Here is a 25,846-nt window from a genome sequence, read left to right on the forward strand (position 1 = left end):
TATGCTGTACACATATACTAAACAAACTCTGCCATCAGTAGAAAGTGATGATTTTCTTCCGCCTGTGAGTCGTTGGACATCTTTAGCCGGAATTTTTTTAGTTGGAAGTTTGGGTGCAGGGATGAGTTTAGCTTCATGGGTGAAATATAATGTGACGGTGAAAACTTCTGCATCTGTGCGTCCAACGGGAGAAATTCGTTTTGTTCAACCCAAAATTGAAGGGACTGTAAAAAGTATTTTTGTGCAAGAAAATCAAATCGTCAAACAAGGCGATGCGATCGCAAGATTAAATGACGAACAATTGCAAATCAAAAAAAGTCAGTTACAAGACAACATTCAGCAAGCTAGGCTGCAAATTCTCCAAATTGATGCTCAAATCAGAACTTTAGATTCACAAATTGTCGCAGAATCCACGGTAGGAGAACGGACTGTCGCTTCTGCTGAAGCCGATTTAGCCCGCAATCAAAGGGAATATCAAGAACGCCAAGTTACCACCAGCAGCGAATTACTCGCAGCACAAGCCAGTTTGCAAAAAGCGGAAGCAGACTTGCATAAAGCCCAAGCTGATTTAAGTTTTGCCGAGGTGGATCGCGATCGCTATGGACAATTAGCACAAGTTGGCGCAATTGGTAAGCGCGAATTTGAACAAAAAAAGCTGGTTGTAATTCAAACCCAAGCCATTTTAGAAGCTGAACAAAAAGCCGTAGATATTGCAAAAGCCAAAGTGCAAGTCGCCCAAGCATCTGTAAATCCTAGCAGCGCCTCAATTGCGATCGCCCAGGCGAGAATCGCCCAAGAAATTGCTAGAGGTGAGGCTAATATCGCTACTTTAAAAAAGGAAAAACAAGCGTTAATTCAACGACGTGTAGAAATGCAAAATCAACTCGGACAATCGCAAAAAGAACTTTTACAAGTTATTAGTCAATTGCAAGATACTATTTTGCGAGCTAGTAGTAATGGAGTAATTCTTAAGCTGAATTTACGCAACCCCGGTCAAGTGTTACGGGTGAGTGAACCGGTTGCGGAAATTGCACCGACTAATGCACCTTTAGTTGTGAAAGCGATGATTCCACCCCAAGAAATTAAAAATGTCGCTGTTGGTCAAAAAGTACAGATGCGAATTGATGCTTGTCCCTATCCTGATTACGGTACGCTCAAAGGTGTGGTGACAGCAATTTCTCCTGATGCAATTTCGCCTAAAACGAGTAATACAGATATTCCGACATCAACTGCTCTAACTCCTGGAGGTAGCTATTTTGAAGCCACCATTCAACCAGAAAGAATCATTTTTGGTAATGGCGATCGCCAATGTCATATCCAAGCTGGTATGGAGGCGAAAGCTAATATTATTTCCCAAGAAGAAACCGCATTACAATTTATGTTGCGTAAGGCTAGATTAACCACAGATTTATAAGGGGATAAATATGTGCTGTTGAAATTTTCTACACAAATTATATTGGTGCTGCTATACATAATCACCTCGTTAATGTTTGTCAGAAACTGTTCTAGATTTCAACAAGCATTGCAATGGTGGTTTTCTCGACAATCGCTGAAACTTTATCTAGAGGCGAAAGAAATTCGTGACGGATTATTACAAGAATCCTTCGCAATTCGGCGCAGTCTAGATTTATTAACCCAGGATAATTTAAATTTGACAATCAATAAAACCCATGAATATCTCCAACAAGCTGATAACTTTCATCATGCTCTCATGCAATTGAGCGATCGCTTATTTCCTACCTACATTCAAGATAACTTACCCCTAGCTATTGAGTGCTTATTAGAACCTTGGTCAACTGCAAATTCTCACCTCCAATTCCATTTGGATATTCCAGCCTACTGGCGATTTGAGACAGTTGAACGCAGTTTGATAGTTTTGCGGTCTTTAGAAGAATTACTCATCTTAACCTTGCCCAATTGTGCAATTAATACATCTATTTTTGTCACCCTTAAACAACAAACATATTTAGCTCAACTCAGGGTACACATCACATATCCTGATTTATCCACTGTAAGGTTTTATTCTACATTAAAAGAATTAGATTATCTCTGCGACAGCTTTCGATTTTTAACTTCTGGGAAATGCTCTTATCGTCAGCATCATCTCAGCATTACTTGTGATTTTTATTGGTGATATTTGTAGCAACTTGCCTGCTGTTTTGCAGAATTGTTTCAGTTAATGTGTTTAGATTAAGAATACGTAATATTTGCGTAAATATGCGTAATAAGTCATATAATCATAATATAAAAAATATATTTTTTGATTGTGCTTGATGTAGTTAATAGTGACTTCTGGAATTGGTGGGTTATTAATTATGAAACAAGCTTTAACAGAGAAAGCATTACTCACAATTTTAGTAATTGATGACCATGAATCAGTTTTAGCGGGAACTGTTAATGTATTGCAAAAGCGTTACCCTGATGCGAAATTTATTACTGCGGTAAATGCTAAAGATTCACTCCATCAAATTAGTGCTTTACAGCCAGATTTAATTGTGATGGATTTGTCAATTCCTGACAATTCAGGGATGATAGCTAGACCCGATATCGGAGTTCAACTGCTGCGAACTCTGATGAAAAATTATCCTCACTTAAATATTGTTGTGCAGAGTGCTAATGTGAGAACTTTAGTGAGGATTAGACCTGATATTGACAGTCATAAAGGAGGGTTTACCGTTGCAGATAAAAGCCTTTCTACTCAAGAAATGCTCACGAGAGTTGATTGGGCTTTGCAAGGTTTAACGCATACAAAAGATATCAAAGGTATACATTCTGTATTAGAAGTTAAACCAGAATGGCTGAGAGTATTAGCTTTAGCCTTTGAAGAAGGATTGCAAGATAAAACAATTGCAGAACGAATGTGTATTTCTGAGCGGATGGTGCGTCATTACTGGAGTAAGTTGCAAGATGCTTTAAATGTTTATCCTGAAGAGGGTAAAAATATCCGTATTCAAACTGAAATGCGAGCTAGAGAAGAAGGTTTGATTGATTAAGACTTAACAGAATTAATTAAATCTATGAGAGTATTTTTGTTCACAAGTCCGAAAAAAACTTCTTGTTGATTTTCTGTTCCCTATTTTGATGTCTAGAAAGTGATTGATAGCGGTTCCCGGTCTGCTGAGATACAAATTTATTGCTGTTAATCTGTGTCCAACCATACAGGAAGCTGCTTTGTGTCAAGTGTAGTTAGTTATTTGTTGTTTGTATCTTAGATAAGAAAGGCGATAAATCAACCTGCTATAGTTCAGGGCTAATTAACAGCAAAATGCAAGCGAAGATTTATGCAGCCCGAACATTGGAAAAAAATTAAAGAGGAAATTAATATTTGGCGTGTAGGTATATTACCAGGGATTGCAGTTATTGGATTAGTGATAATTGCTCGTCTTTTTGGTGTGATGCAATCTTTAGAGTGGCTGGCTTTTGATAGTTTGCTACGGATACGCCCTGAAGAATCGAAAGAGGAACGAATTGTACTGGTTGGAATTAATGAAGATGATATTAATAATGGTACAGATTTTACATTTTCAGACCATGATTTAGCACAGTTACTATTAAAATTGCAGACTTATCAACCAAGAGTTATTGGACTGGATGTTTATCGAGATGCGCCAGTAAATCCTGGTCATGATGAATTAGTCGCAGTTTTGCAAAATTTTAAAAATATTATTGGAATTGATAAAGTATTACCTGATGAAATTGCACCACCGCCAGCATTGTCACCAGAACAAATTGGTTTTGCTGATCAAATTATGGATGGTGATGGTAAATTACGCCGTAGTTTATTAGGTACGCCTACCAATCAAGGTTATAAATTTTCGTTGTCTCTCAAGTTAGCAGCAGTATATTTAAATCATTATCAGCTTAATCTAGAAAATGGCATACGCGATCGCGCGGCGATTAGATTTGGTCAAACCGAGATACCCAGAGTCTTCCCCAATTCTGGAGGATATGTGCGAACCGACGCGGGGGGAGTGCAAGTCCTACTTAATTTTCGCAGTGGTCGAGAACGCTTTCGGTTTTTATCGTTATACGAACTCAAAAATGATAAATTTAATCCAGATTGGATACGCGATCGCATTGTAATTATCGGTATCACTTCCCCCAGTCGGAAAGATTTTATTCCCACTTCTGCAATTGAATCTTTAGAGTCTGCACCAGGGAGAGTTTATGGTGTAGAAATTCAAGCACATACTGTTAGCCAAATTATCAGCGCCGTCCTTGACTCTCGACCACTTTTAAATACTTGGTCAGAAGGTTGGGAATATTTATGGATTGTTAGTTGGGGATTAGTGGGAATTGCGATCGCAAGACTGACAAAATCACCTTTTAGTAGTTTATTAGTTGTGGCTATTGCTGGTTGTAGCTTATTGATATTATGTTATATTTTGTTATTTTTTGGTTGGTGGGTTTCGTTAATTCCTACATTTTTAGTTTTAAGTTTGAATGGTATGGAAATTACAGCTTTATATCAATATGAGCAAGCTTTACGTTCGGGAATTAGAGTCAGACAAGCCATCATTGAACGCACCTTTGCCAAAATTCATAATGGACCCTTACAAAGCCTCGCTCAAGTTTTAAAACTAGTGCGAGATAAAGATTTACCAGTCAATGAATTACTCATTGAACTCGAAAGAGAACTAGAAAAATTAAACTATGATTTACGAGGCATTTATGAATTTTTACAACGAGAACCCATCGACCAAGAAACTAGCTTGTATTTAGGGAAAAACATAGTTCTAAATTTGCGTGACCCTTTACATGAGCTTCTCTATCAAGTTTATAATTCTACCTTAGAGCGAGAGTTACCTTGTTTTAAAACTATCAAAGTTAAAATCAGAAATTTTGAACCGATCAATGAACGCTGCTTAAATCTTGATCATAAGCGTGACCTTTGTCGGTTTTTAGAAGAAGCTTTATGTAATGTAGGTAAATACGCCACAGGAGTCACCCGCCTAGAAGTAACTTGTTCAGCATCGGAAGGTTGGTACACTTTAAGTATTATCGATGATGGTTTAGGAATTAACTCATCGATAGAAGGGCGGGGAACACAACAATTTAGAAATTTAGCGCGACAATTTAAAGGGAAATTTCGCCGCGTTCCACTTTCCCCTAGAGGAACTCTGTGTGAGTTATCTTGGCCTATACCTAAGTTTTATTTTTGGTATTGAAGAAGTCAGGAATCAGAATCGCCACTTATAAAAAGCCACTCAATCTTCTATTTATTGAGGCTTTTAACATTGTTTATTCATCAACTGTTGTGCATAGAATTCAATCGTGAATTCTGGCTGCTATGGTGATAAATTTAATGATTTACATATTGCAATCTATTTAGAGAATCCCCTAATTAAATTGGTTAAAAATTGCTAAATAATTATATAGGCAGCATAAATTACTAATATAATTTAAACAGATTTGATTGCATATTAAATAGCTTTTTGATTTTTGAAATTATTTTTTGAATAATTTACTGAAGGAGAAAAATGATGTTCAAATCTTCGGTATTTAAGATAAAAAATTATCAACTTTGGCAGCAAAAGATTTTAACAACTTGTGCTTTCAGTATCATCTTAGGTATGAGTCAAACAGCACTAGCTGGATATGAACCACCAAAAGACCAAAAACCCCCAACAGGCCATTCAGATTCATCAGGTGTCAGGTTAGGATGCAAAACTAATAATAGGCGATCGCCATCACTAATCATTGGTTCTGCTGTGACTCGCACACAACCATCAAACAGTATTACCCCCTCCAATCAGCCACGGCGAAATCAAAATCGCTGACTTCATACTTGATGAAAACAGTGCATCTATCCCAAACCTTACTAGAGATGTTGCAATGCAACGTCTCTTTATTTTTCTTTACATTCTTTCTCATAGTTTGAGAGAGTTCCGAATGCTTGTAATACCTGGAGAAATTGCCAGCAATATCTTAAGGAATGCTGCATATCTTACCCAAAATCTGAATTTATTTGTTATCGTGATCCCAAAGGAATTATTAAGCACCAACAAGATAGACCAGACGCTAAATCAGCGCCGAAATGCCTGCTGGGTGCGAGATATGAAATTAATCACTAAAATTAAAAGCTCATTAATTCAAAATACTTATTGGGGAGGTAACAATTATGGTTACAGCATCTCATCAAATTTTGTCTTCATTTTCTAAAGAACAATCGCTGATTCTTTGGTTTGATGAAGTAGGTATTAAAGATATACACCTAGTAGGTGGAAAAAATGCCTCGTTGGGAGAGATGATTCAACAATTAACCCCCAAAGGTGTGAATGTCCCGACGGGGTTTGCAACTACTGCTTATGCTTATCGTTATTTCATTCAATCAGCAGGATTAGAAATCCAGTTACGGCAACTTTTTGCTGACTTGAATGTTGATGATGTGAACAATTTACGCGAACGTGGAGAAAAAGCGCGATCGCTATTATTACACACACCATTCCCCATAGATTTGCGCCAAGCCATTGCCCAAGCCTACGAAACTTTATGTGATAAATATCAAACTCAAACTGATGTTGCAGTCCGTTCTAGCGCCACGGCGGAAGACCTCCCCGACGCGAGTTTTGCTGGACAGCAAGAAACTTATTTAAATATTGTTGGTGTTGATGAAGTAATTACAGCTTGTCATAAATGTTTTGCTTCTATATTTACTGACCGCGCTATTTCTTATCGTCATACAAAAGGATTTGATCACTTTAATGTGGCTTTATCAGTTGGTGTCCAGAAAATGGTGCGTTCTGATTTAGCCACATCTGGAGTAATGTTTTCCATTGATACCGAAACCGGATTTAAAGATGCAGCTTTAATCACCGCCGCCTACGGTTTAGGAGAAAACGTTGTCCAAGGTGCAGTTAATCCTGATGAATATGTAGTATTTAAACCCACATTAAAAACTGGTTTCCGGCCGATTTTGGATAAGAAATTGGGCAGTAAAGAAATCAAAATGATTTATGTGTCAGCTTCGGAAATTGATTTAGTTGCTTGTGCTGCTGACAACGCCCATACATTAACAGTTAGATCAGATGATAATTGCAAGTTAACCAAAAATGTCCCGGTTTCGGAAAGCGATCGCACCAAATTTGCCTTGAATGACGCAGAAATTTTACAATTAGGGCATTGGGCTTGCGTCATCGAAGACCATTATTCCCAAGTCCACGGTAATTACACCCCAATGGATATTGAGTGGGCAAAAGATGGCATTACCAATCAATTATTCATTGTGCAAGCACGTCCCGAAACTGTGCAGTCACAGAAAAAAGGCAATGTCTTACGCAGCTATCGCTTAATGTTAGGGAATAGTGAATCGGGAGTAGGGAATGGGCAAAATTCCCCCCAACTCCCCACTCCCAACTCCCCACTCCCCCTAGTTACCGGACGCGCCATAGGTGAAGCCATCAGCCAAGGTAAAGTGAGTGTCATTGTCGATGTTCACAACCTTGATAAATTCCAGCCAGGGGATGTCTTAGTTACCGAGAGAACCGATCCCGACTGGGAACCAATTATGAAACGCGCCAGTGCAATTATTACCAATGCTGGTGGTCGTACCTGTCATGCAGCGATTATTGCACGAGAATTGGGTGTGCCGGCGATCGTCGGTTGTGGGAATGCGACACAAGTCTTGCAAAATGGTCAAGCAGTCACCGTTTCCTGTGCTGAAGGCGAAGACGGGAAAGTTTATCCTGGCTTGTTACCCTTTGAAGTTAAAGAAGTCCCCTTAGAAAACTTACCCCGCACCCATACACAAATTTTAATGAATGTCGGTAATCCCCAGGAGGCTTTTAGTTTATCTGCAATTCCCAACGATGGCGTAGGTTTAGCGCGGACAGAATTTATTATTGCTAATCAAATTCAAATTCATCCAATGGCGTTAATTCATTACGACCAATTGCAAGATGAAAAAGTCAAACTTCAAATAGCAGAAATCACCGCACTTTATCATCATAAACCACAGTATTTTGTGGATAAATTAGCCCAAGGTATAGCCAGAATTGCCGCCGCGTTTTATCCCAAACCTGTGATTGTGCGGATGTCGGATTTTAAGAGTAATGAATACGCCAATTTATTAGGTGGTAAACAATTTGAACCAGGGGAAGAAAACCCGATGTTGGGTTGGCGTGGTGCCGCACGTTATTATGATGAAGGTTATAAAGCTGCTTTTGCCCTAGAATGTCAAGCCATCAAACGAGTCCGGGATGAAATGGGTTTAACAAATGTCATCCCGATGATTCCATTTTGCCGCACTCCCGAAGAAGGCAGGTTAGTATTAGCAGAGATGGCAAAAAATGGCTTGCAACAAGGTGTGAATAACTTGCAAGTTTATGTGATGTGTGAGTTACCAAGTAATGTAATTTTGGCAGAAGAATTTGCCGATGTCTTTGATGGTTTTTCCATTGGTTCTAATGATTTAACGCAGCTAACCTTGGGTTTAGACAGAGATTCGGCTTTAGTTGCCAGATTATTTGATGAACGCAGTCCCGCCGTCAAGCAAATGGTGAAAATGGCCATTGAAGCTGCTAAAAAACGCCACCGGAAAATCGGTATATGCGGACAAGCACCCAGCGATTATCCAGAATTTGCTCAGTTTTTAGTCGAACAGGGAATTGATTCGATTAGTCTAAATCCCGATTCGGTTTTAAAAACAATGCTGGAAATTGCAAAAGTGGAAAATCCTGAGTCTTAAATAAAGGGATAAAGTAGAGACGTTGTATTGCAACGTCTCTGTTGTAAGATGAGCCAATTGCTAAACTTTTGGTAGAGGATTACAAAGTTAATGTCGTTGTCTTTAACCTAGAACAAGAGGTTATTTTCCGATGGATACCCTGGAGCAATACAGACAGCTAATACGAAATATTTTAATTGAACATACAAAAACTCCTTTCAGTACTGGCAACATTCAATTTGAGACAGTTTTTGATAGTGAACAAGATCGTTATCTGGTGATGATTTTGGGGCGAGAACCTGCGTATGACTTTTCTCCAACTGTGACTCGGCGCGTTCACGGCTGTCTGATTCACGTTGATATTATTGATGGTAAGATTTGGATTCAGCGTGACGGTACGGAAGACGGAGTAGCCGCAGAACTCGTCAATGCTGGCGTACCGAAAAATCATATTGTGTTGGGTTTCCGGTCTGAAGAACTGCGACAAGATTCAGAATTTGCGATCGCCTAGCCTAACATTCAGTACTATTAGGGTGGGCAACACTCGCCCTAAAAATTTTTCAACAGAAAGCAGCACAAAGGGGAAAATAGCTAAAGACTGTTGACTGATGACCGTTGACTAATGAGTAAAAACTGGTTTCGCATTGGGCTAGTGAGTATCTTTTTACTCTCACTCGCTGTCAGGTTTTGGGGACTAGACAGGTTTAACACCTTAGTCTTTGATGAAGTTTACTACGCTAAGTTTGGAAATAACTATCTTACCCATGTTCCGTTTTTCGATGGTCATCCACCATTGGGGAAACTGATCATTGCTCTCGGTATATGGCTGGGTAGCCATGTAAAATTTTTGTATGAAAGTGTGAATGGACTTACGGGTTCACTGCGATCGCCTTGGGATTATCGTTGGATTAATGCCTTTTTAGGTTCATTTATCCCTTTATTAAATGCTGGGATTGCTTATCAATTAAGTTCACGGCGTAGCTTTGCTTTAATTGCTGGTTTATTTACTGCTGTTGATGGCATCTTTATTGTTGAATCCCGCTATGCTTTGATTAATATATATATAGTAATATTTGGTTTATTAGGGCATTGGTTGTTTCTTTTAGCCTTAAATCATCAAAAACAACAACGTAAATTATTTTTAATTATTTCTGGTATCGCTTTTGGTTGCTCAATTGCGACAAAGTGGAATGGTTTATTTTTTCTAGCTGGTGTTTATGGTTTGTGGCTATTTGCTTGGATATGGCAAATCATTGGCAGAAAAATCAATCATCATGCTGAAGAAACTCATCAGCAGACTGAATCACCACTACAAAAGCTAACTCAAATCTATGCTTGGCAAATAATATTATTTTTAGGAGTTATCCCACTTATTGTTTATAGCTTGATTTGGATTCCCCATTTACAACTAGATACCAAATATGGATTTATTGAAGTCCACAAGCAAATTTTGAGTTTTCATGAACGGTTGGGGGGAAATAATGCTAATGTACATCCTTATTGTGCTGCTTGGTATAAATGGCCGTTGTTAATCAGACCAATGGCATATTATTACAAAACAGCCCACAGTATTCATGAGCCATTGCCTGTTTTGGGGCCAGATTTACCTGCTAATGCTGGGAAAATTATTTATGATGTTCATGCAATGGGCAATCCTTTTTTATGGTGGTTTAGTGTTGCTGCCATGTTATTTTTAATCGGAATGCTCATTGTCTCAATAGTAATGTTTTTGCAGCAAAAAAAACAATTTACCTTACCTAAAAACTTTACTGTCGATACCTGGATTGCTTTATACTTGGTAGTAAATTATGCCACTAACTTAGTACCTTGGATGAGAGTATCGCGGTGCGCGTTTATTTACCACTATATGACGGCTGTGGTATTTGCATTTTTAGCGATCGCTTGGTTTGTAGATCAATGCCTACGTAGTTATTATCGTCCATTGCAAGCGATCGGTGTCGCCCTTTTTGTAATTATTTTGGCAGCTTTTGTGTTTTGGTTGCCGATTTATTTAGGTTTACCACTGACAACCGAAGTTTATCGCCTCAGAATGTGGTTTAACTCTTGGATTTAAATCTAAAATACCTCTAACCCGTCACATATCACCTCTAATCTCCTTAATACTGCTACATATATGCAGGGTAATTAATCACATCTTTTTTACATTTCTTATCTGTATTTATCGAGTCTGACTGTTAGACTAAAAACGCAAGTTAAGCTAAAAATACAGCTAAGTAGCACAACTGAGGTAGCAAAAATTAAGTATCAAAATATCATAAATGATGAAGAAAAATAAAGAAAGATTTTATAATTCATCATTCTATTTTGTTACTGTAAGAATTTCGTAATTACTAGATTTATAGAATCACAATTATATTAGCTTACATCTAGGAAGTGTCATAAAGTTATCCACACTATATGTAACACCTATATAGAGCCTGCTTTTGATGCTTCCTAGTATAGAGAGGGGAATCCTAATGGAATTAAATTTACAACTTCCTAGCATTAATGTTACTAGCTTAAAAGAAGCGCCAATTCATACTTCTCGCCAAATCCAGCCCCACGGAGTATTGTTAGTTTTGGCAGAACCAGAATTACAAATCTTACAAGTGAGTAATAATACCTGGGCTGTATTCGGGATAGAACCCGAAGCAATGTTACAAAAGAAACTCGAAGATTTATTAGACTCTTATCAACTAGAAAGAATTAAAGCAGGGTTAGCCGAAGCTAATCTAGAGTTTATCAACCCGACAAAACTTTGGTTCCGCAAAAAAGGTGATGAATACATAGTTTTTGATGCAGTTTTTCACCGCAACTCAGAAGGGTGTTTAATTCTGGAACTAGAACCAACATTTTCCCAAGAAAACATCCCATTCTTAAGCTTTTACCATCTAGCGAAAGCTTCTATTAACCAGTTAGAAAAAACCTCAAACCTGCGGGATTTTTGCCAAATCATTGTCCAAGAAGTGCGGAAGGTAACTGGTTTTGACCGGGTAATGTTATATAAATTTGATCATGATGGACATGGTTCAGTGATTGCCGAAGAAAAGCTAGAAACCCTAGAGCCTTATTTAGGTTTACATTATCCTGAATCAGATATTCCTAAACCAGCAAGAAAGTTATTTGCATCTAATTCTATTAGAATTATCCCGGATGCCAAAGCCGAACCAGTACAACTAATTCCCGCCATCAATCCAGTTAGTCAGCGTTCTGTAGATTTAACCAATTCTATTTTGAGAAGTGCGGCATCTTGCCATCTGGAATATTTACATAATATGGGTGTGGGTGCTTCTTTAACTATCTCCTTAATTAAAGACCAAAAACTCTGGGGATTGATTGCTTGTCATCATCAAACACCAAAATTTGTCTCCTATGAATTGCGGAAAGCCTGCGAATTTTTAGGACGAGTCATATTTGCCGAAATTTCTGCCAGAGAAGAAACAGAAGATTACGACTATCGGATGAATTTGACACATATTCAATCGCTGTTGGTTGAATATATGTCTCAGGAAGAAAACTTCATCGATGGTTTAGTCAAACATCAGCCGAATTTGTTAGATTTAACCAGCGCCCAAGGTGCGGCTGTTTGTTTTGGCGATCGCTGTACACTCATAGGTGAGACTCCCGCCGAAGAAGACTTGAATTTCTTGGTACAGTGGTTAAAGAATAATGTCGATGAAGAAGTTTTCTATACCAATTCTTTGCCGCAAGTTTATCCCGATGCAGAGAAATTTAAAAACGTTGCGAGTGGTTTATTAGCAATTCCCATTTCTAAACGCAATTATGTTTTGTGGTTCCGTCCCGAAGTTATTCAAACAGTGAATTGGGGTGGTGATCCCAATAAAGCGTTTGAAGTTAGTCAAACAGATGGCGATGTGCGTCTGTGTCCCCGCAAATCTTTTGAATTGTGGAAAGAAACAGTAAGACTGACATCTTTACCTTGGCAATATGTCGAAATTAAAGCTGCATTGGAATTGCGAAAAGCAATTGTAAATATTGTCTTGCGCCAAGCCGATGAACTCGCTCAATTAGCCCAAGATTTAGAACGTTCTAACGCCGAATTGAAAAAGTTTGCTTACGTTGCTTCCCATGACTTGCAAGAACCATTAAATCAAGTAGCGAATTATGTGCAGTTATTGGAAATGCGCTACAACGAAGAACTGGACGAAGATGCGAAAGAATTTATTGGCTTCGCTGTTCAGGGTGTGAGTTTAATGCAGACTTTGATTGATGACGTACTAGCATACTCCAAAGTTGATACTCAAGCGATCGCATTTCAACTAACAGAAGTCGAAACCGCCTTAGAACACGCCCTCAGCAACTTACGCCAGCGCATTGCTGAAACTGGTACGGTAATAACCTATGATCCCTTACCCACAGTCATGGCTGGTAGTACCCAGTTAATGCAACTATTCCAGAACTTGATTGCTAACGCCATCAAATTCCGTAGCAACCAACCACCCCGCATTCACGTAGGTGCAGAAAGATTAGAAGATGAATGGTTGTTTTGGGTGCGCGATAATGGTATCGGTATAGAACCTAAATTTAGCGATCGCATTTTTGTTATCTTCCAACGCCTACACACCAGAGATGAGTATCCTGGTACAGGTATGGGTTTAGCCATTTGTAAAAAAATTGCCGAATGTCATCGAGGTCGCATCTGGGTAGAATCACAACTTGGTGAGGGAGCTACCTTCTACTTTACAATTCCAGTTGGAGGGCGCGAGCGTGAGCGTAGAAACGGAAGACAAGCCCAAAACCATCTTTTTGGTCGAGGATAATAAAGCCGATATCCGCTTAATTCAAGAAGCATTGAAAAATAGCGCAGTCCCCCACGAAGTCGTGATAGTCAGAGATGGTGTGGATGCAATGGCCTTTTTACGCCAAGAAGGTGAATACGCCGATGCTCCCCGCCCCGACCTGATTCTGCTAGATTTAAACTTACCTAGAAAAGATGGTCGAGAAGTCTTAGCAGAAATTAAAAACGACCCACTCCTGAAACGCATCCCGGTAGTCGTACTGACAACCTCAAAAAACGAGGATGATATTTTTCACAGCTACGACTTGCACGTTAACTGTTACATTACAAAATCTCGCAACCTCAGCCAACTCTTCCAAATCGTCAAAGGTATCGAAGATTTTTGGCTATCTACCGTCACCTTACCTTCAGAGTAAGTTAAAAGGCAAAAGTAAAAATAAGTTAAAAGGTAAAAGTAAAAAGTAAAAAGAAAGAATCAGAAGTAAAGCTTTAGCTTTATTTTGCCTTTTACCTTTTGCCTTTTACCTTTTGCCTTTTCAATTCCCAGGGCTTGAAATAAAAAACTATGGCTGGAAGCTTAGTAAAAATCTTGTTAATTGAAGACAATCTGGCAGAAGCTAGGTTATTGCAAGAGTTTTTGCAGCAAGCCGACGCTAAAGAATTTGTGCTAGTTCATGTCAAGCGATTACAAGAAGCACTCAACGAACTAAAAAGCAGCGATTACGATATCATATTACTCGACCTGACTCTACCAGACAGTCAAGGATTATCATCTTTGCCAGTCTTGATTAATTGTGCGCCCAGCGTGCCAATTGTGGTACTCACAAATACTAACGACGAAGAACTGGCAATTGTAGCAGTCAGAGAAGGAGCGCAAGATTATTTAGTCAAGCGTCACGTCAATGCTAATGGCTTGGTTCGTTCTATCTGTTATGCGATCGAGCGTAAACAGCTTTTAGAAACATTACGCCAAGTTAATCAAACATTACAAGTACAAGTTAAAGAAAGTACCGCCGAACTAGTGAAAGCTAACGAAATTAACCAATTCAGATCAGAATTAGTTTCCATGCTTTCTCATGATATTCGTCAACCGCTAAATACTATCCTCTTAGCCGCCGGACTACTCCAAAATAACGAAGATAAATTAACTCAAGAGAAAAAACGCAATCATTTACAAATGATTCGCGCAGCTATCAAAAACATGGCACAAATGTTAGACGAAGTGTCTGTAATTGGTAGGGTTGACTCTGGGAAATTTCCCTGTGACCTTGAACCATTAGACTTAGAAGGATTTTGTCGCCAATTAGTTTATGAAGCGCAATTAAATATCAAAGAAAAAAATTTAAATCTGGTATTCACCAGTTATGGAGAATTAGCTGAAGCCGTTTGGGATGAAACTCTACTACGCCACATTTTAGGCAATTTATTAGGCAATGCCATTAAATATTCTCTACCTAATGGCAAAATTCAGTTTGAATTAATTAGCCAAGAAAACTCCGTCATGTTCCGTTTTCAAGATTGGGGAATCGGTATCCCGAAACAAGACCAAAAGCGCATGTTTCAACCTTTCCAACGTGCCGAAAACGTCGGCGGAATTCCTGGGACTGGCTTAGGTTTGGCAATTGTAAAAAAGTGTGTCGATGCCCATAACGGCGAAATTATGCTCAACAGCGAGGTAGGAGTCGGCACAACTTTTATCGTCACTCTACCTTTGATTAAGCTGTAAACGCCAAAAATCTCTAAATTGCAAAAGTCTGTTAAACTATCGCCAAATCATTTCATCAATTTATACAGGGAAAAAATATGGCATTAGGTAGATTAGTTAACGGACAATGGACAACTGTCTGGACAGAACGGAATGAAAAAGGCGAATTTCAGCGAATGCCCACACAGTTTCATCATAAAATTACCGCAGATGGCGCTAGTGGATTTAGAGCAGAAGCCGATAGATATCATTTGTATGTTTCTTTGGGTTGTCCTTGGGCGCATCGCACTGTTTTATTACGTGCTTTAAAAGGGTTAGAAAAAGTGATTGGTCTTTCTATCGTTGACCCTGTAATTAGTGAACAAGGATGGAAATTTTCTGATAAACAAGGATGTATTCGAGATAAAGTTAACCAAGCAGATTATCTTTGGCAAATTTACACCAAAGCAAATCCCACTTATACCGGAAGAGTTACCGTTCCAGTACTGTGGGATAAACATACAAACAGCATTATCAATAATGAATCTCGGCAAATTATCCAAATATTAAATACAGAATTTAATTTCTTTGCTGAGAAAATGGTTGATTTTTACCCCAAATCCCTACAAGCTGTCATTGATCAAACCATCGATGCTATTTACCAGCCGATAAATAATGGTGTATATCGCGTTGGTTTTGCTACAACCCAAACGGCTTACGAACAAGCCATGAAAGAATTATTCTTGGCTATGGAACATTGGGAAAATGTTTTAGGTAAACAGCCATATCTCTGCGGTGATGAAATTACCTTAGCCGATTGGTGTATGTTTACGACTTTGTTTCGATATGATTTAGCATATTATGGCTTGTTTAAGTGTAACTTGAAGCGGTTAGTTGAGTATCCTAATCTCTGGAATTATTGCCGGGAGCTATATCAATATCCTGGTGTGAAACAATGGTGTAATATTAGTCATATCAAACAACTGTATTATGTCGGTCTACCAGAATTAAATCCTAGTGGAGTGATGCCAGTAGGCCCCATAATTAATTTTGACTTACCTTATAAGTGCCGCGATCGCCAAATCTAGATATTTTACTCAAGTCTCAAATATATGCCAAATCAAGATGTCACCTTTTTTCGCATATTTGGTTCTATATTTGCGGGGATTGGTAGTATTTTTTTGATCACAGGTATCATCATTGCTATAGATACTCGCAGTTTCTCCAAAAATTCTATCCCCGCCCAAGGAACTGTGATTAACGTAGTCAAACATAAATCTAGAGATAGTAAAGGGCGTTCTTCTACGATTTATTATCCAGTCATCAAATTTACAGCAAATTCTGGTAAAGTAGTAGAATTTGAAGCTGGTAGTGGCAGCAACCCCCCAGCATATTCTCCAGGGCAACAAGTAGAAATTCTCTACAATCCCCAAGAGCCAGAATCTGCTGCAATTCACTCTTGGTTTGATTTATGGTTTTTACCTATAATGTTTATTGGTATGGGTTCACTGTTCGTTGTAATTGGGGGAATCCCATTAATAAAATCATTCCTATCTAGAAGCTAAAATAGAGAGCGATCGCTGGACAATATTAATCTTAACTTTTCACATTATACGTAACTTGCACTAACCCTGAATCATAACTTTTCACATTTCGCAACTCCAGTTTTGTAGCGATATTTGAGTCTTTAATAATCAATGGAATCCCACTGCCTAAAATAATGGGATGAATTGAGAGAATTATCTCATCAATCAAATTATGCTGTAAAAAATAATGAATTGTCTGCCCTCCGCCAACTAACCAAATCACACCACCACTAGATTGACGCAAATTTGTCATAAAATTAGCCCAATCATCATTAATAAATATTGCGTTATTCTCTGCTTTACCTTGCAGAGTATGAGAAAGTACAAAAACTTCTTGTTCACTGTATGGATATTCCTCAAAACCCAGTACTTGCTGATAAGTTTTATGACCCATAATTAATGTATCAACTTCAGCAATAAACTCAGAATAACCATAGTCTTGGTCTGTAAATAGCCAATCTATTTCCCCTGATTCTCTAGCAATATATCCATCAAGGCTAGACGCAATAAATAAACTAATTTTCCGCATAAAATTTGTGTAAATTTAGTAGTATGAGAGAAAATTATAAATTTCACTATCAGTTAGTTAGCCATTCTCATAAACCATATATTATTTTTCTACATGGTTTTATTGGTCAGCTAGATGAATTTGACGAAGTTATCAAACTTCTGGGTACAGAATTTTCTTATCTCACTGTAGACCTTCCCGGACATGGTAAAACTCAAGTATTTGGTGAAGATAAATACTATAACATTGAACAAACTGCTCAAGCATTAATTAATTTATTAGATGAATTGCATATACATAAATGCTTTTTAGTTGGTTATTCAATGGGTGGAAGATTAGCCTTATACCTAACTTTACATTTTCCTGAGCGTTTTGACAAAGTTATCTTAGAATCAGCATCTCCCGGTTTATCTACAGAACAAGAACGACTAGAAAGAATTAAAAAAGATGAACAAATAGCCAGAAAACTCTCAAGATGTCTTGCTAAAAATGAATTTCGAGAATTTTTATTAAACTGGTACAATCAGCCAATTTTTGGTTCTATCAAAAAACATCCAGTATTTGACAGAATGTTAGCAAGTCGATTAAAAAATCAACCGCTTGAATTAGCTAAATCACTCAGAACTATGGGGACAGGTAGTCAACCGTCGTTATGGCATAAACTTAAAGATAATACAGTACCTTTACTATTACTAGTAGGTCATAATGATGAAAAGTTTATCATTATCAATATCCAAATGTCCGGGATATGCCCAGTTGCTCAATTAAAGATAATTAGTAATTCTGCTCATAACGTTCATTTAGAAAATACTCCAGAGTTTGTGCAGTATATTCAAGAATTTTTAGCAGGATAATTGGATTTATATAACATTTTATAGTCTGTTGATGTAAAAAATATCTGCGTCCATCTGCGTCCATCTGCGGTTAATTACTCTTTATTTATCTGGTAATCTCTGTTAAGACCAAATTTTTTGCAGATTGATGACAAATCCAGATAATACATTTTCACCAGAAAGAACTTGAGGCGATTTTAAAACTTCCACCTCTCGTCCTGGACGATATATTTCAACTTCTTGTTGTTTGCGATTAAATAACCAACCTAATTGGCAGCCATTTGCCATATATTCAGTCATTTTAGCTTGAATTTTTGCCAAAGAATCTGATGGTGACATAATCTCAATGACAAAATCTGGACACAAGGGAATAAACCTTTCTCTTTGTTCTTTAGTCAAAGCATCCCAACGAGATTTTTCTACCCAAGAAACATCAGGAGAACGGTCAGCACCATTTGGTAATGTAAATCCAGTAGAAGAATCAAAAACTTCCCCAGTTTGTGCTTGTTCATTCCACAAAGCAACTTGCAGAATTAAATTAACATTACTTCTACCTGTTTCTCCTCCCGTTGGGGGCATAATAATTAATTCTCCCTGAACATTACGTTCTAATTTTAAATCTGGATTTTCTGTACATAGGCGGTAAAATTGCTCTCTTGTGAGTTTAATTACAGAATCAAGATTTAATGTTAGTGCTGTCATAGGAAGATTACTGTTTTTGCTCATTTACTGAGAAAATCAAGACAGATAGCGCATCTTCATATCAATCAACATTGAAGTGAGTTTACTTAAGGAGTTGGTGTGACATTTACTGAAGTTGGTTGATTAGCTGCGGCTAATTCTTCTTTTAGCATTTTCTGATAAATCTTAGGTAAAGAATTACTGATAGAATTTGTTTCGATTCCATATCCTAAACTTGTCCAAGTCGGAGATAAACGGCGTAAAACATCATTTATTTTGCCTTGACGCAAAAGTTTAGAAATATCCACACCCCAAACTTGATTATCGTTTAACCAACGGTAAACTACTACATCTTGAAATTCTGCTTCAAAACTATAAGAAGTCCAAAACACCATTCTTGTTGGATTGGGATGATAGCGGGGTGCGATATTAAACCAAGTGGTATTGATAATTTGATATCTGCCTGCTGCTGTAGAACAATTACCTGTGTTTGGCCCGGTAACGATGGTAACGCAGATTTCTGGGTGACGACTTAAGTCTGTAACTTGTTGTCCGCCATACAACAGAGAGTAAGGACGGTTCCCATTGGCTTCGCTGGCGGAAATGGTTCGCATCAAGGCGCGGATATAGGGGTCGCCGCCTTTCATGACTAGGGGTGGTTGATTATCATTAAAGACAGGATCAGAAGGCGATCGCAAGTCTCCAAAGATATACCACTGTAACAAGCATATAAAAGCAAGTAGCGCCGCGATCGGCCCAATTAATTTTTCAACCCCTTTCAGTTCAAACTTTTTCAGAATCCGACTCCTCACTTGACTTTCTTCAATACTAGCTAATGCAACACTGGTTACATAATGAACTTGTTGTCACTGATGGGCGACTTTTCTCTGATTACTTTATGTTTGATTTTTGACGGTAAATAGAAGGAATATTAATTAAAAGTACGCATTTTAATCTAAAATACTGAATATATATGATTCATACTAATTTATGCGCCGAGATTCAATATTTTACAAACTATTTCAACAATCTCCTACACTCTTATTTCAATTATTAGCAACACCACCCAGCAATGCAGAAGCATACAGATTTGATTCAGTAGCCGTCAAAGAACCGAAATTTGAAATCGATGGTGTGTTTCTCCCGCCAGAAAATCAAGGTGCAGGCGTGGTTTACTTCTGTGAGGTACAATTCCAAACAGATGAACAGCTTTACGAAAGAGTATTTGCTGAATCTGCACTTTATTTTTACCGCAACCGTTTCAGATTCAACGATTGGCAAGCAGTTATCATTTATCCATCACGCAATACTGAACAAGCCGACATTCATCCACATCGCTCATTTCTCAATGGTGGACAAGTGCATCGGGTGTATCTGAACGAATTAGGCAATATTCGCTCTTTACCAATATGGGTGGCGTTGATGGTGCTGACAACTCTAGAGGAAAATCAAGCACCAGAAGAAGCGAGATATTTGTTAACCAGAACTCGCCAAGAAGTCACAGAGACAGGCAGTCGCGCCATAATAGAGATGATTCTCACGATTATGGTGTACAAGTTTGAACAGTTAACTAGAACAGAGGTTGAGTCAATGCTGGGAATTACACTCAAAGAAACGAGAGTTTACCGAGAAATTAAAGAAGAAGGGATAGAACAAGGGCGTGAAGCAGCAACAGTTAATCTGATTACCCGACAGCTAACTAAGCGGTTTGGCAAACTGTCTGAGGAAATTCGCTCTAAAATTGCTGGTTTGCCTTTGCCTGTTCTGGAAGAGTTGAGCGAAGCATTGTTAGATTTTACTAGTTTGGCTGATTTACAGGCTTGGTTAGATAAGTGATAATTTGGACTTGCTAAACTGGATTGTTTTATGCCTTAGTCTCGACTCCGTAAATAATTACGCCTAAAAAATCCTAGCCAAATTATGACAAAACCTTTTGTCCGAAGGGTCTTACAGAAGAGATTAAAAGTATCTAGAGGAGCGGAGGGGCAATTTTTAGCGATCGCTCTTCACGCCCTCCAATTCTAAATCCGAACTAAACAACCCAAAAATTCTAGTCGTACAATAAACTAAATAAAGTACGTAAGCGATATTTACGTACATTTTTTACGTTTTTGAGGAACTTATGACCGCAACTTCTCCCCGATTAAAGCACGAGGTTAAAGACCTCGCCCTCGCTCCCTTGGGAAGACAGCGTATTGAATGGGCTGGACGGGAAATGCCTGTTTTACGGCAAATCCGCGATCGCTTTGCCCAAGAAAAACCTTTTGCTGGGCTGCGTCTTGTGGCTTGCGCCCACGTCACCACCGAAACAGCGCATCTAGCCATTGCGCTCAAAGCTGGCGGTGCAGATGCAGTATTAATTGCAAGTAACCCCTTATCAACTCAAGACGATGTAGCTGCTAGTCTTGTTGTTGATCATGAAATTCCCGTTTTTGCGATCAAAGGCGAAGATAACGAAACCTATAACCGCCACGTTCAAATTGCTTTAGACCACCGTCCTAACATTATTATTGATGACGGTAGTGATGTGGTTGCTACATTAGTTCAGCAGCGTCAACATCAAATTGCTGATTTAATTGGGACTACAGAAGAAACCACAACGGGAATTGTGCGCTTACGCGCGATGTTCAAAGATGGCGTTCTCACCTTCCCGGCTGTGAATGTTAACGACGCAGACACCAAACATTTCTTTGATAATCGCTACGGTACAGGACAATCAACCCTGGATGGGATTATCCGGGCGACAAATATTCTTTTGGCTGGCAAAACTATTGTTGTTGCTGGTTATGGCTGGTGCGGTAAAGGTACAGCATTACGCGCTCGTGGTTTGGGTGCAAACGTGATTGTCACCGAAATTGACCCCATCAAAGCGATTGAAGCTGTCATGGATGGCTTCCGTGTTTTACCAATGGCTGAAGCTGCACCCCAAGGTGACTTGTTTATTACCGTAACTGGTAACAAGCACGTCATTCGCGGTGAACATTTCGATGTTATGAAAGATGGTGCGATCGTTTGTAACTCTGGTCACTTTGATATCGAACTTGACCTGAAATATTTAGCTAGTCAAGCTGAAGAAATTAAGCAAGTACGCCCCTTTACCGAACAATATAAACTGAAGAGTGGTAAATCAGTGATTGTTTTGGGTGAAGGACGCTTAGTCAACCTCGCAGCAGCCGAAGGACATCCCAGCGCGGTAATGGATATGAGTTTTGCAAACCAAGCATTGGCTTGTGAATACTTGGTGAAAAATAAAGGTAAATTGGAACCGGGTTTGCACTCGATTCCTACCGAAGTAGATCAAGAAATTGCGCGATTGAAATTGCAAGCTATTGGTATTAGCATTGACTCCTTAACACCAGATCAAATTGAGTACATCAACTCTTGGACTAGTGGAACTTAAACTCAGTGTTAAAGTTTAAGCGATAGGATATGTTGACGGGATAGGTTAGCCTATCCCGTTTTGGTAATATCAAATTTCAACACTAGTAGATTGGGTGCAAGCGCACAAGATATATTGCGCCGTAACCCAAAACAAAATCATGATATTTTGAGGCAATATTTTAATAGGTAAAATAATTGCAGTGTCAATTTTACCCTTGGAATTGAGATACTTTTGTAGTTGAAAGTTTGTTGGGTTTCACTTCGTTCCACCCAACCTACGCAAGAGGCGATCGCACTAATATCAATAGGCTGTAAAATGCTAAGTAGGACGATTGAGAAATATCTAAAATTATTCAAAGATTCTCCTAATTACAGAGAAACTGACAGAATTGCTGATGAAATGAAACAAGAATTTAAGGCATCACCTCCTTCAGTTAGCGAAGTAATTCAGGAGTTGGAAAAATATGCTTCAAATCCAGATTATCCTGGGGCTTGGTTTATCATGATGGCAGCATGGAGTAACCTATCAAAGGATTACACACCTATACTTTGTCAAATCCTCAATGATGAGAGTAATAATGGTCTTCACGAATCAGTTATTGAACTTTTGGATGTATTGCGCGATGAAAGAGCAATTCCGGCATTATCCAAAGCATTGACATACCGATGGTCTTATGATGAATGGTTCAATGTGCCAAGAAAGTCTCTCCTAGCATTAGCAGAAATTGGAACTCCTGAAGCGAAGATAATTATAGAGTCGGCGGCTCAATCTCCTGAAGAGTTAATTAGCGAAGATGCAAATCTGATATTAGACAATTGGTAAATTGATTAATCAACCGAGTATTGGCAATGGTAAAACTGTAACCACAATGCTCAACCCTCACCAAATTAAAAGTGACAGATAATCAGAGTGCAGTTACAACTGACACTATACAAATACAACCTTAGAAAAATGAGTGAAAGTACATCTTTAACACAGCAGTGGTTAGCTGAAATTCAAGCACTCAAACGCCAACTGGCAGAACAAAGACTTGATTTAGAAGCGGCTTGGGAAAGTGCCGAAAAATGGCGCAAACTCTACAATACAGAAGCAGAACAACGCCGGACAGACGCACATTTATTCCAACAAACGATCGCATCTCTCAAAGCCAATATTCACAAACTCCAAGGTATCGAAGCTGCAACACTGGCTGACGGTAAAGCAGTTGAAGCTATTCAAGCTGAAATTACTCAAATCCAAACTGTGGAAGAATTGCAGACAAAATTGATTGCAGCGATTAAAGAGCGCGATCGCTTGTTGCAAGCTTTGAAAACTGAACAAGAAAGTCACGCTCAAACACGTAAAAGTCTCACCACAGCCTTGGGTGATGCTATTGATAGCTTGGCACGAGAACGCAGCGCCGCAGAACAAGAGAGATGAAGAGCCAGGAAAAATTAAATTATTAGCCCCTGGTTGATGCGATCGCCTCCTTGACCCCAATAGTTGAAAAAAATTACCAATAAGTATAAAGTAAGTTTTGGAAACTCATTGCTCACATTGAGCTATAAAGCCGTGCATCTAAGAATATGCGGCTCAATATTTACTAAATATTCTTAATTAAGATGTTGTAATTGCCCGTGTCAAATAAAACACAAATAGTTTACCTAAATGACGAGATTTTCCATTAATCCAAGAGCATGACAAAAGCAACCACAGCATCACCAATAAACTGGCATAAACCCAAAATATCGCCATTCTTGGGGCTGATTTTGGGCATACTGATTCTGCTGATTTGCTTGGTATTTAGTGTTACTTTGGGTGCGGCAGAAATACCAATGAATAAGATTTTGGGATCCTTCGTCATCTTTGATGGGTCTTATGAACATCTGGTCATTCAGACAGTGAGATTACCGCGATCGCTCATTGCCTTGCTGGTAGGATCAGCCTTGGCAGTTGCGGGCGCACTAATGCAAGGTTTGACACGCAACCCCTTGGCAGATCCCGGAATTTTGGGTATTGAGTCAGGAGCCGCATTAGCTGTAGTCACCACAACCTTTGTCTTTGGTAGCTCTTCCTTAAATGTTTTAACGCTCGTGGCCTTTTTAGGTGCAGGTGTGACAGCAATGTTAGTCTACCTGATTGGTTCCTTGGGCAAAGGCGGAGCCACCCCACTGAATCTCACCATTGCAGGTGCAGCAATTACCGCCCTGATTTCCTCTGTGATGACGGCGATGCTCATAGTTAGCCAAAAAACCTTAGAAGAAATTCGATTTTGGTTAGCTGGTTCATTAGCTGGCCGCGATATCAATATATTATTGTCAGCATTACCTTTTGTCGTGATTGGCTTAGTAGTAGCATTTGCCCTGGGTAGACAAATTACCACCATGAGTCTAGGTGAAGATGTGGCTAAAGGCTTGGGTCAACAGACGGGTTGGGTAAAAATTACGACTGCCATCAGCGTAGTCTTACTGGCGGGAAGTTCTGTATCTTTAGCTGGGCCAGTTGGCTTTATTGGCTTAATTGTTCCCCATATTGTGCGGTTTTTTATCAAAGCTGATTACCGTTGGATTTTGCCTTATTCCGCAGTCCTGGGTGCAACTTTACTGTTAATTGCAGATATCGCGGCGCGTGTCTTACTCAAACCCCAAGAAATACCCGTAGGAGTCATGACAGCCTTGGTTGGCGCACCCTTTTTTGTCTACTTGGCTAAATCGAAGGTAAGAAAATGAAATTGGATTGGCTTGTATTTCGTTCTGAAACGATATCTTTGCGGATTGACCGCCGTGTACCACCAATGCTGTTATGTTTGGCAGTGGCTATTGTGGTGGCGATGGTGATGAATTTAGGACAGGGTGAATATCCGATTTCTCCCTTAGATATCGTCAAAACTGTATTGGGTATAGATACAGGCAACCCAGATCATGCTTTTGTGATTGATAATCTGCGTCTACCCCGTACCTTAGTAGCTGTCATGGTGGGAATGGCACTGGGGGTTGCTGGGACTATCTTTCAAGGCATCACACGCAACCCATTAGCTGACCCCAGTATTATTGGGATTAATGCAGGCGCAAGTTTAGCAGCCGTTTCTGTAATTGTACTATTGCCAACAGCACCCATTTACGCTTTGCCTTTATCAGCCTTTGGCGGTGCTTTATTAATGGCTGGGTTAATTTACTCCTTAGCTTGGAACAATGGTAGTTCCCCCGTTTTATTTATTTTAATGGGCGTGGGTTTGTCTGCGATCGCCAGTGCTTTCACCAGTTTGATGATTACCTTTGGCAATATTTATAGCGTCAGTGATGCCTTAGTGTGGTTAGCGGGCAGTGTTTACGGACGCACCTGGGAACAAGTCTTTTCCTTCTTACCTTGGTTAATCGTTTTTGTGCCGATGGCATTGATATTAGCCAGACAGTTGAACGCCTTAAATTTGGGGGATGATGTCGCCAAAGGTTTAGGAACTCGCGTGGAATGGCAACGGGGTTTACTGGTGCTAGTCGGTGTCGCCTTAGCTGGTGCAGCAGTCACCACAGCAGGAATGATTGGTTTTGTAGGATTAATTGCACCCCATATCGGCAGACAGTTAGTAGGTACAAATCATCAAGGCTTGATTCCTATCTCGACATTGTTGGGAGGAATGTTAGTTGTAATAGCAGACTTTCTAGGAAGAACTATGTTTGCACCTATTGAAATTCCTTGTGGCATTGTGACGGCTGCCGTCGGTGCGCCTTATTTCCTCTATTTGTTAATTCGTAATCGGAAGAAATAGTTT

Annotated in this window: 23 protein-coding genes; 20 read left to right on the plus strand and 3 right to left on the minus strand. The window is 39.1% G+C overall.

Features of this window, described 5'->3' with window-relative positions:
- Nucleotide 1: 1 nt before the first annotated feature.
- The 13 genes from H6G74_RS17795 to H6G74_RS17855 all read left to right on the plus strand — a co-directional run bounded on the left by H6G74_RS17795 (nucleotide 2) and on the right by H6G74_RS17855 (nucleotide 16,673).
- The gene (locus H6G74_RS17795) at nucleotides 2-1,414 is read left to right on the plus strand and encodes an HlyD family secretion protein (protein WP_190968934.1); all 1,413 of its coding nucleotides are present in this window, start codon (nucleotides 2-4) and stop codon (nucleotides 1,412-1,414) included.
- Nucleotides 1,415-1,426: 12 nt separating this feature from the next.
- Complete coding sequence (locus H6G74_RS17800) at nucleotides 1,427-2,134, plus strand: hypothetical protein (RefSeq protein ID WP_313888492.1); 708 nt, start codon at nucleotides 1,427-1,429, stop codon at nucleotides 2,132-2,134.
- A 181-nt stretch (nucleotides 2,135-2,315) separates the two neighbouring features.
- Nucleotides 2,316-2,993, plus strand: coding sequence for a response regulator transcription factor (locus tag H6G74_RS17805; RefSeq protein WP_190968935.1), 678 nt, complete (start codon nucleotides 2,316-2,318; stop codon nucleotides 2,991-2,993).
- A 288-nt stretch (nucleotides 2,994-3,281) separates the two neighbouring features.
- The gene (locus H6G74_RS17810) at nucleotides 3,282-5,168 is read left to right on the plus strand and encodes a sensor histidine kinase (RefSeq protein WP_190968936.1); all 1,887 of its coding nucleotides are present in this window, start codon (nucleotides 3,282-3,284) and stop codon (nucleotides 5,166-5,168) included.
- A gap of 312 nt (nucleotides 5,169-5,480) precedes the next feature.
- Nucleotides 5,481-5,780 (plus strand): hypothetical protein, encoded by a 300-nt coding sequence (locus H6G74_RS17815; protein WP_190968937.1) that lies wholly within the window; start codon nucleotides 5,481-5,483, stop codon nucleotides 5,778-5,780.
- A gap of 341 nt (nucleotides 5,781-6,121) precedes the next feature.
- Entirely contained in the window at nucleotides 6,122-8,686 is a 2,565-nt protein-coding gene (gene ppsA, locus H6G74_RS17820) for a phosphoenolpyruvate synthase (protein WP_190968938.1), read from the plus strand.
- Nucleotides 8,687-8,816: 130 nt separating this feature from the next.
- Nucleotides 8,817-9,176 (plus strand): XisI protein, encoded by a 360-nt coding sequence (locus H6G74_RS17825; RefSeq protein WP_190968939.1) that lies wholly within the window; start codon nucleotides 8,817-8,819, stop codon nucleotides 9,174-9,176.
- Between the two features lie 111 nt (nucleotides 9,177-9,287).
- Nucleotides 9,288-10,739, plus strand: coding sequence for a dolichyl-phosphate-mannose--protein mannosyltransferase (locus H6G74_RS17830; RefSeq protein WP_190968940.1), 1,452 nt, complete (start codon nucleotides 9,288-9,290; stop codon nucleotides 10,737-10,739).
- A gap of 403 nt (nucleotides 10,740-11,142) precedes the next feature.
- The gene (locus H6G74_RS17835) at nucleotides 11,143-13,446 is read left to right on the plus strand and encodes a sensor histidine kinase (protein ID WP_190968941.1); all 2,304 of its coding nucleotides are present in this window, start codon (nucleotides 11,143-11,145) and stop codon (nucleotides 13,444-13,446) included.
- Nucleotides 13,394-13,840 carry a response regulator gene (locus tag H6G74_RS17840; protein ID WP_190589735.1) on the plus strand — a complete coding sequence of 149 codons (447 nt, stop codon included), beginning with the start codon at nucleotides 13,394-13,396 and terminating at the stop codon, nucleotides 13,838-13,840. Before H6G74_RS17835 ends, H6G74_RS17840 begins: the two co-directional genes overlap by 53 nt.
- Before the next feature lie 149 nt (nucleotides 13,841-13,989).
- Nucleotides 13,990-15,150, plus strand: a complete 1,161-nt coding sequence (locus H6G74_RS17845) for a hybrid sensor histidine kinase/response regulator (protein ID WP_190968942.1) — start codon at nucleotides 13,990-13,992, stop codon at nucleotides 15,148-15,150.
- Nucleotides 15,151-15,227: 77 nt separating this feature from the next.
- Nucleotides 15,228-16,196, plus strand: a complete 969-nt coding sequence (locus H6G74_RS17850) for a glutathione S-transferase family protein (RefSeq protein WP_190968943.1) — start codon at nucleotides 15,228-15,230, stop codon at nucleotides 16,194-16,196.
- Between the two features lie 24 nt (nucleotides 16,197-16,220).
- Nucleotides 16,221-16,673, plus strand: a complete 453-nt coding sequence (locus H6G74_RS17855) for a DUF3592 domain-containing protein (protein ID WP_190968944.1) — start codon at nucleotides 16,221-16,223, stop codon at nucleotides 16,671-16,673.
- Between the two features lie 31 nt (nucleotides 16,674-16,704).
- Here the strand turns inward: H6G74_RS17855 and H6G74_RS17860 are convergent, their stop codons facing one another.
- Nucleotides 16,705-17,223, minus strand: a complete 519-nt coding sequence (locus H6G74_RS17860) for a dihydrofolate reductase family protein (protein WP_190968945.1) — start codon at nucleotides 17,221-17,223, stop codon at nucleotides 16,705-16,707.
- Nucleotides 17,224-17,246: 23 nt separating this feature from the next.
- Between H6G74_RS17860 and menH the strand changes: the two genes are divergently transcribed.
- The gene (gene menH / locus H6G74_RS17865; RefSeq protein WP_190968946.1) at nucleotides 17,247-18,056 is read left to right on the plus strand and encodes a 2-succinyl-6-hydroxy-2,4-cyclohexadiene-1-carboxylate synthase; all 810 of its coding nucleotides are present in this window, start codon (nucleotides 17,247-17,249) and stop codon (nucleotides 18,054-18,056) included.
- Nucleotides 18,057-18,158: 102 nt separating this feature from the next.
- On the opposite strand, the gene H6G74_RS17870 is transcribed toward menH, so the two are convergent.
- Nucleotides 18,159-18,737 carry a Uma2 family endonuclease gene (locus H6G74_RS17870; protein ID WP_190968947.1) on the minus strand — a complete coding sequence of 193 codons (579 nt, stop codon included), beginning with the start codon at nucleotides 18,735-18,737 and terminating at the stop codon, nucleotides 18,159-18,161.
- A gap of 86 nt (nucleotides 18,738-18,823) precedes the next feature.
- Nucleotides 18,824-19,477, minus strand: a complete 654-nt coding sequence (locus tag H6G74_RS17875) for a glycoside hydrolase family 24 protein (RefSeq protein WP_390849968.1) — start codon at nucleotides 19,475-19,477, stop codon at nucleotides 18,824-18,826.
- Between the two features lie 229 nt (nucleotides 19,478-19,706).
- Between H6G74_RS17875 and H6G74_RS17880 the strand changes: the two genes are divergently transcribed.
- The 6 genes from H6G74_RS17880 to H6G74_RS17905 all read left to right on the plus strand — a co-directional run bounded on the left by H6G74_RS17880 (nucleotide 19,707) and on the right by H6G74_RS17905 (nucleotide 25,843).
- Nucleotides 19,707-20,552: an Rpn family recombination-promoting nuclease/putative transposase gene (locus H6G74_RS17880; RefSeq protein ID WP_190968948.1), complete on the plus strand. Its 846-nt coding sequence runs from the start codon at nucleotides 19,707-19,709 to the stop codon at nucleotides 20,550-20,552.
- 286 nt (nucleotides 20,553-20,838) lie between these two features.
- On the plus strand, nucleotides 20,839-22,116 hold the full coding sequence (ahcY, locus tag H6G74_RS17885; protein WP_190968949.1) for an adenosylhomocysteinase: 1,278 nt from the start codon (nucleotides 20,839-20,841) through the stop codon (nucleotides 22,114-22,116).
- 297 nt (nucleotides 22,117-22,413) lie between these two features.
- On the plus strand, nucleotides 22,414-22,920 hold the full coding sequence (locus H6G74_RS17890) for a hypothetical protein (RefSeq protein WP_190968950.1): 507 nt from the start codon (nucleotides 22,414-22,416) through the stop codon (nucleotides 22,918-22,920).
- A 129-nt stretch (nucleotides 22,921-23,049) separates the two neighbouring features.
- The gene (locus H6G74_RS17895; RefSeq protein ID WP_190968951.1) at nucleotides 23,050-23,517 is read left to right on the plus strand and encodes a hypothetical protein; all 468 of its coding nucleotides are present in this window, start codon (nucleotides 23,050-23,052) and stop codon (nucleotides 23,515-23,517) included.
- A 257-nt stretch (nucleotides 23,518-23,774) separates the two neighbouring features.
- A complete protein-coding gene (locus H6G74_RS17900; RefSeq protein ID WP_190968952.1) occupies nucleotides 23,775-24,806 on the plus strand; it encodes a FecCD family ABC transporter permease in 1,032 nt (343 codons plus the stop codon).
- Nucleotides 24,803-25,843, plus strand: a complete 1,041-nt coding sequence (locus H6G74_RS17905) for a FecCD family ABC transporter permease (protein WP_190968953.1) — start codon at nucleotides 24,803-24,805, stop codon at nucleotides 25,841-25,843. Before H6G74_RS17900 ends, H6G74_RS17905 begins: the two co-directional genes overlap by 4 nt.
- Nucleotides 25,844-25,846: the final 3 nt, after the last annotated feature.

The organism is Nostoc spongiaeforme FACHB-130 (assembly GCF_014698475.1).
GTDB lineage: Bacteria > Cyanobacteriota > Cyanobacteriia > Cyanobacteriales > Nostocaceae > Nostoc_B > Nostoc_B spongiaeforme.

Excerpts from the sequence above, each read along its gene's own strand:
- H6G74_RS17795 (WP_190968934.1), top strand. The coding sequence starts at position 2 with ATGCTGTACACATATACTAAACAAACTCTGCCATCAGTAGAAAGTGAT.
- H6G74_RS17805 (WP_190968935.1), top strand. The coding sequence starts at position 2,316 with ATGAAACAAGCTTTAACAGAGAAAGCATTACTCACAATTTTAGTAATT.
- H6G74_RS17810 (WP_190968936.1), top strand. The coding sequence starts at position 3,282 with ATGCAGCCCGAACATTGGAAAAAAATTAAAGAGGAAATTAATATTTGG.
- H6G74_RS17815 (WP_190968937.1), top strand. The coding sequence starts at position 5,481 with ATGATGTTCAAATCTTCGGTATTTAAGATAAAAAATTATCAACTTTGG.
- ppsA (WP_190968938.1), top strand. The coding sequence starts at position 6,122 with ATGGTTACAGCATCTCATCAAATTTTGTCTTCATTTTCTAAAGAACAA.
- H6G74_RS17825 (WP_190968939.1), top strand. The coding sequence starts at position 8,817 with ATGGATACCCTGGAGCAATACAGACAGCTAATACGAAATATTTTAATT.
- H6G74_RS17830 (WP_190968940.1), top strand. The coding sequence starts at position 9,288 with ATGAGTAAAAACTGGTTTCGCATTGGGCTAGTGAGTATCTTTTTACTC.
- H6G74_RS17835 (WP_190968941.1), top strand. The coding sequence starts at position 11,143 with ATGGAATTAAATTTACAACTTCCTAGCATTAATGTTACTAGCTTAAAA.
- H6G74_RS17845 (WP_190968942.1), top strand. The coding sequence starts at position 13,990 with ATGGCTGGAAGCTTAGTAAAAATCTTGTTAATTGAAGACAATCTGGCA.
- H6G74_RS17850 (WP_190968943.1), top strand. The coding sequence starts at position 15,228 with ATGGCATTAGGTAGATTAGTTAACGGACAATGGACAACTGTCTGGACA.
- H6G74_RS17855 (WP_190968944.1), top strand. The coding sequence starts at position 16,221 with ATGCCAAATCAAGATGTCACCTTTTTTCGCATATTTGGTTCTATATTT.
- H6G74_RS17860 (WP_190968945.1), bottom strand. The coding sequence starts at position 17,223 with ATGCGGAAAATTAGTTTATTTATTGCGTCTAGCCTTGATGGATATATT.
- menH (WP_190968946.1), top strand. The coding sequence starts at position 17,247 with ATGAGAGAAAATTATAAATTTCACTATCAGTTAGTTAGCCATTCTCAT.
- H6G74_RS17870 (WP_190968947.1), bottom strand. The coding sequence starts at position 18,737 with ATGACAGCACTAACATTAAATCTTGATTCTGTAATTAAACTCACAAGA.
- H6G74_RS17880 (WP_190968948.1), top strand. The coding sequence starts at position 19,707 with ATGCGCCGAGATTCAATATTTTACAAACTATTTCAACAATCTCCTACA.
- ahcY (WP_190968949.1), top strand. The coding sequence starts at position 20,839 with ATGACCGCAACTTCTCCCCGATTAAAGCACGAGGTTAAAGACCTCGCC.
- H6G74_RS17890 (WP_190968950.1), top strand. The coding sequence starts at position 22,414 with ATGCTAAGTAGGACGATTGAGAAATATCTAAAATTATTCAAAGATTCT.
- H6G74_RS17895 (WP_190968951.1), top strand. The coding sequence starts at position 23,050 with ATGAGTGAAAGTACATCTTTAACACAGCAGTGGTTAGCTGAAATTCAA.
- H6G74_RS17900 (WP_190968952.1), top strand. The coding sequence starts at position 23,775 with ATGACAAAAGCAACCACAGCATCACCAATAAACTGGCATAAACCCAAA.
- H6G74_RS17905 (WP_190968953.1), top strand. The coding sequence starts at position 24,803 with ATGAAATTGGATTGGCTTGTATTTCGTTCTGAAACGATATCTTTGCGG.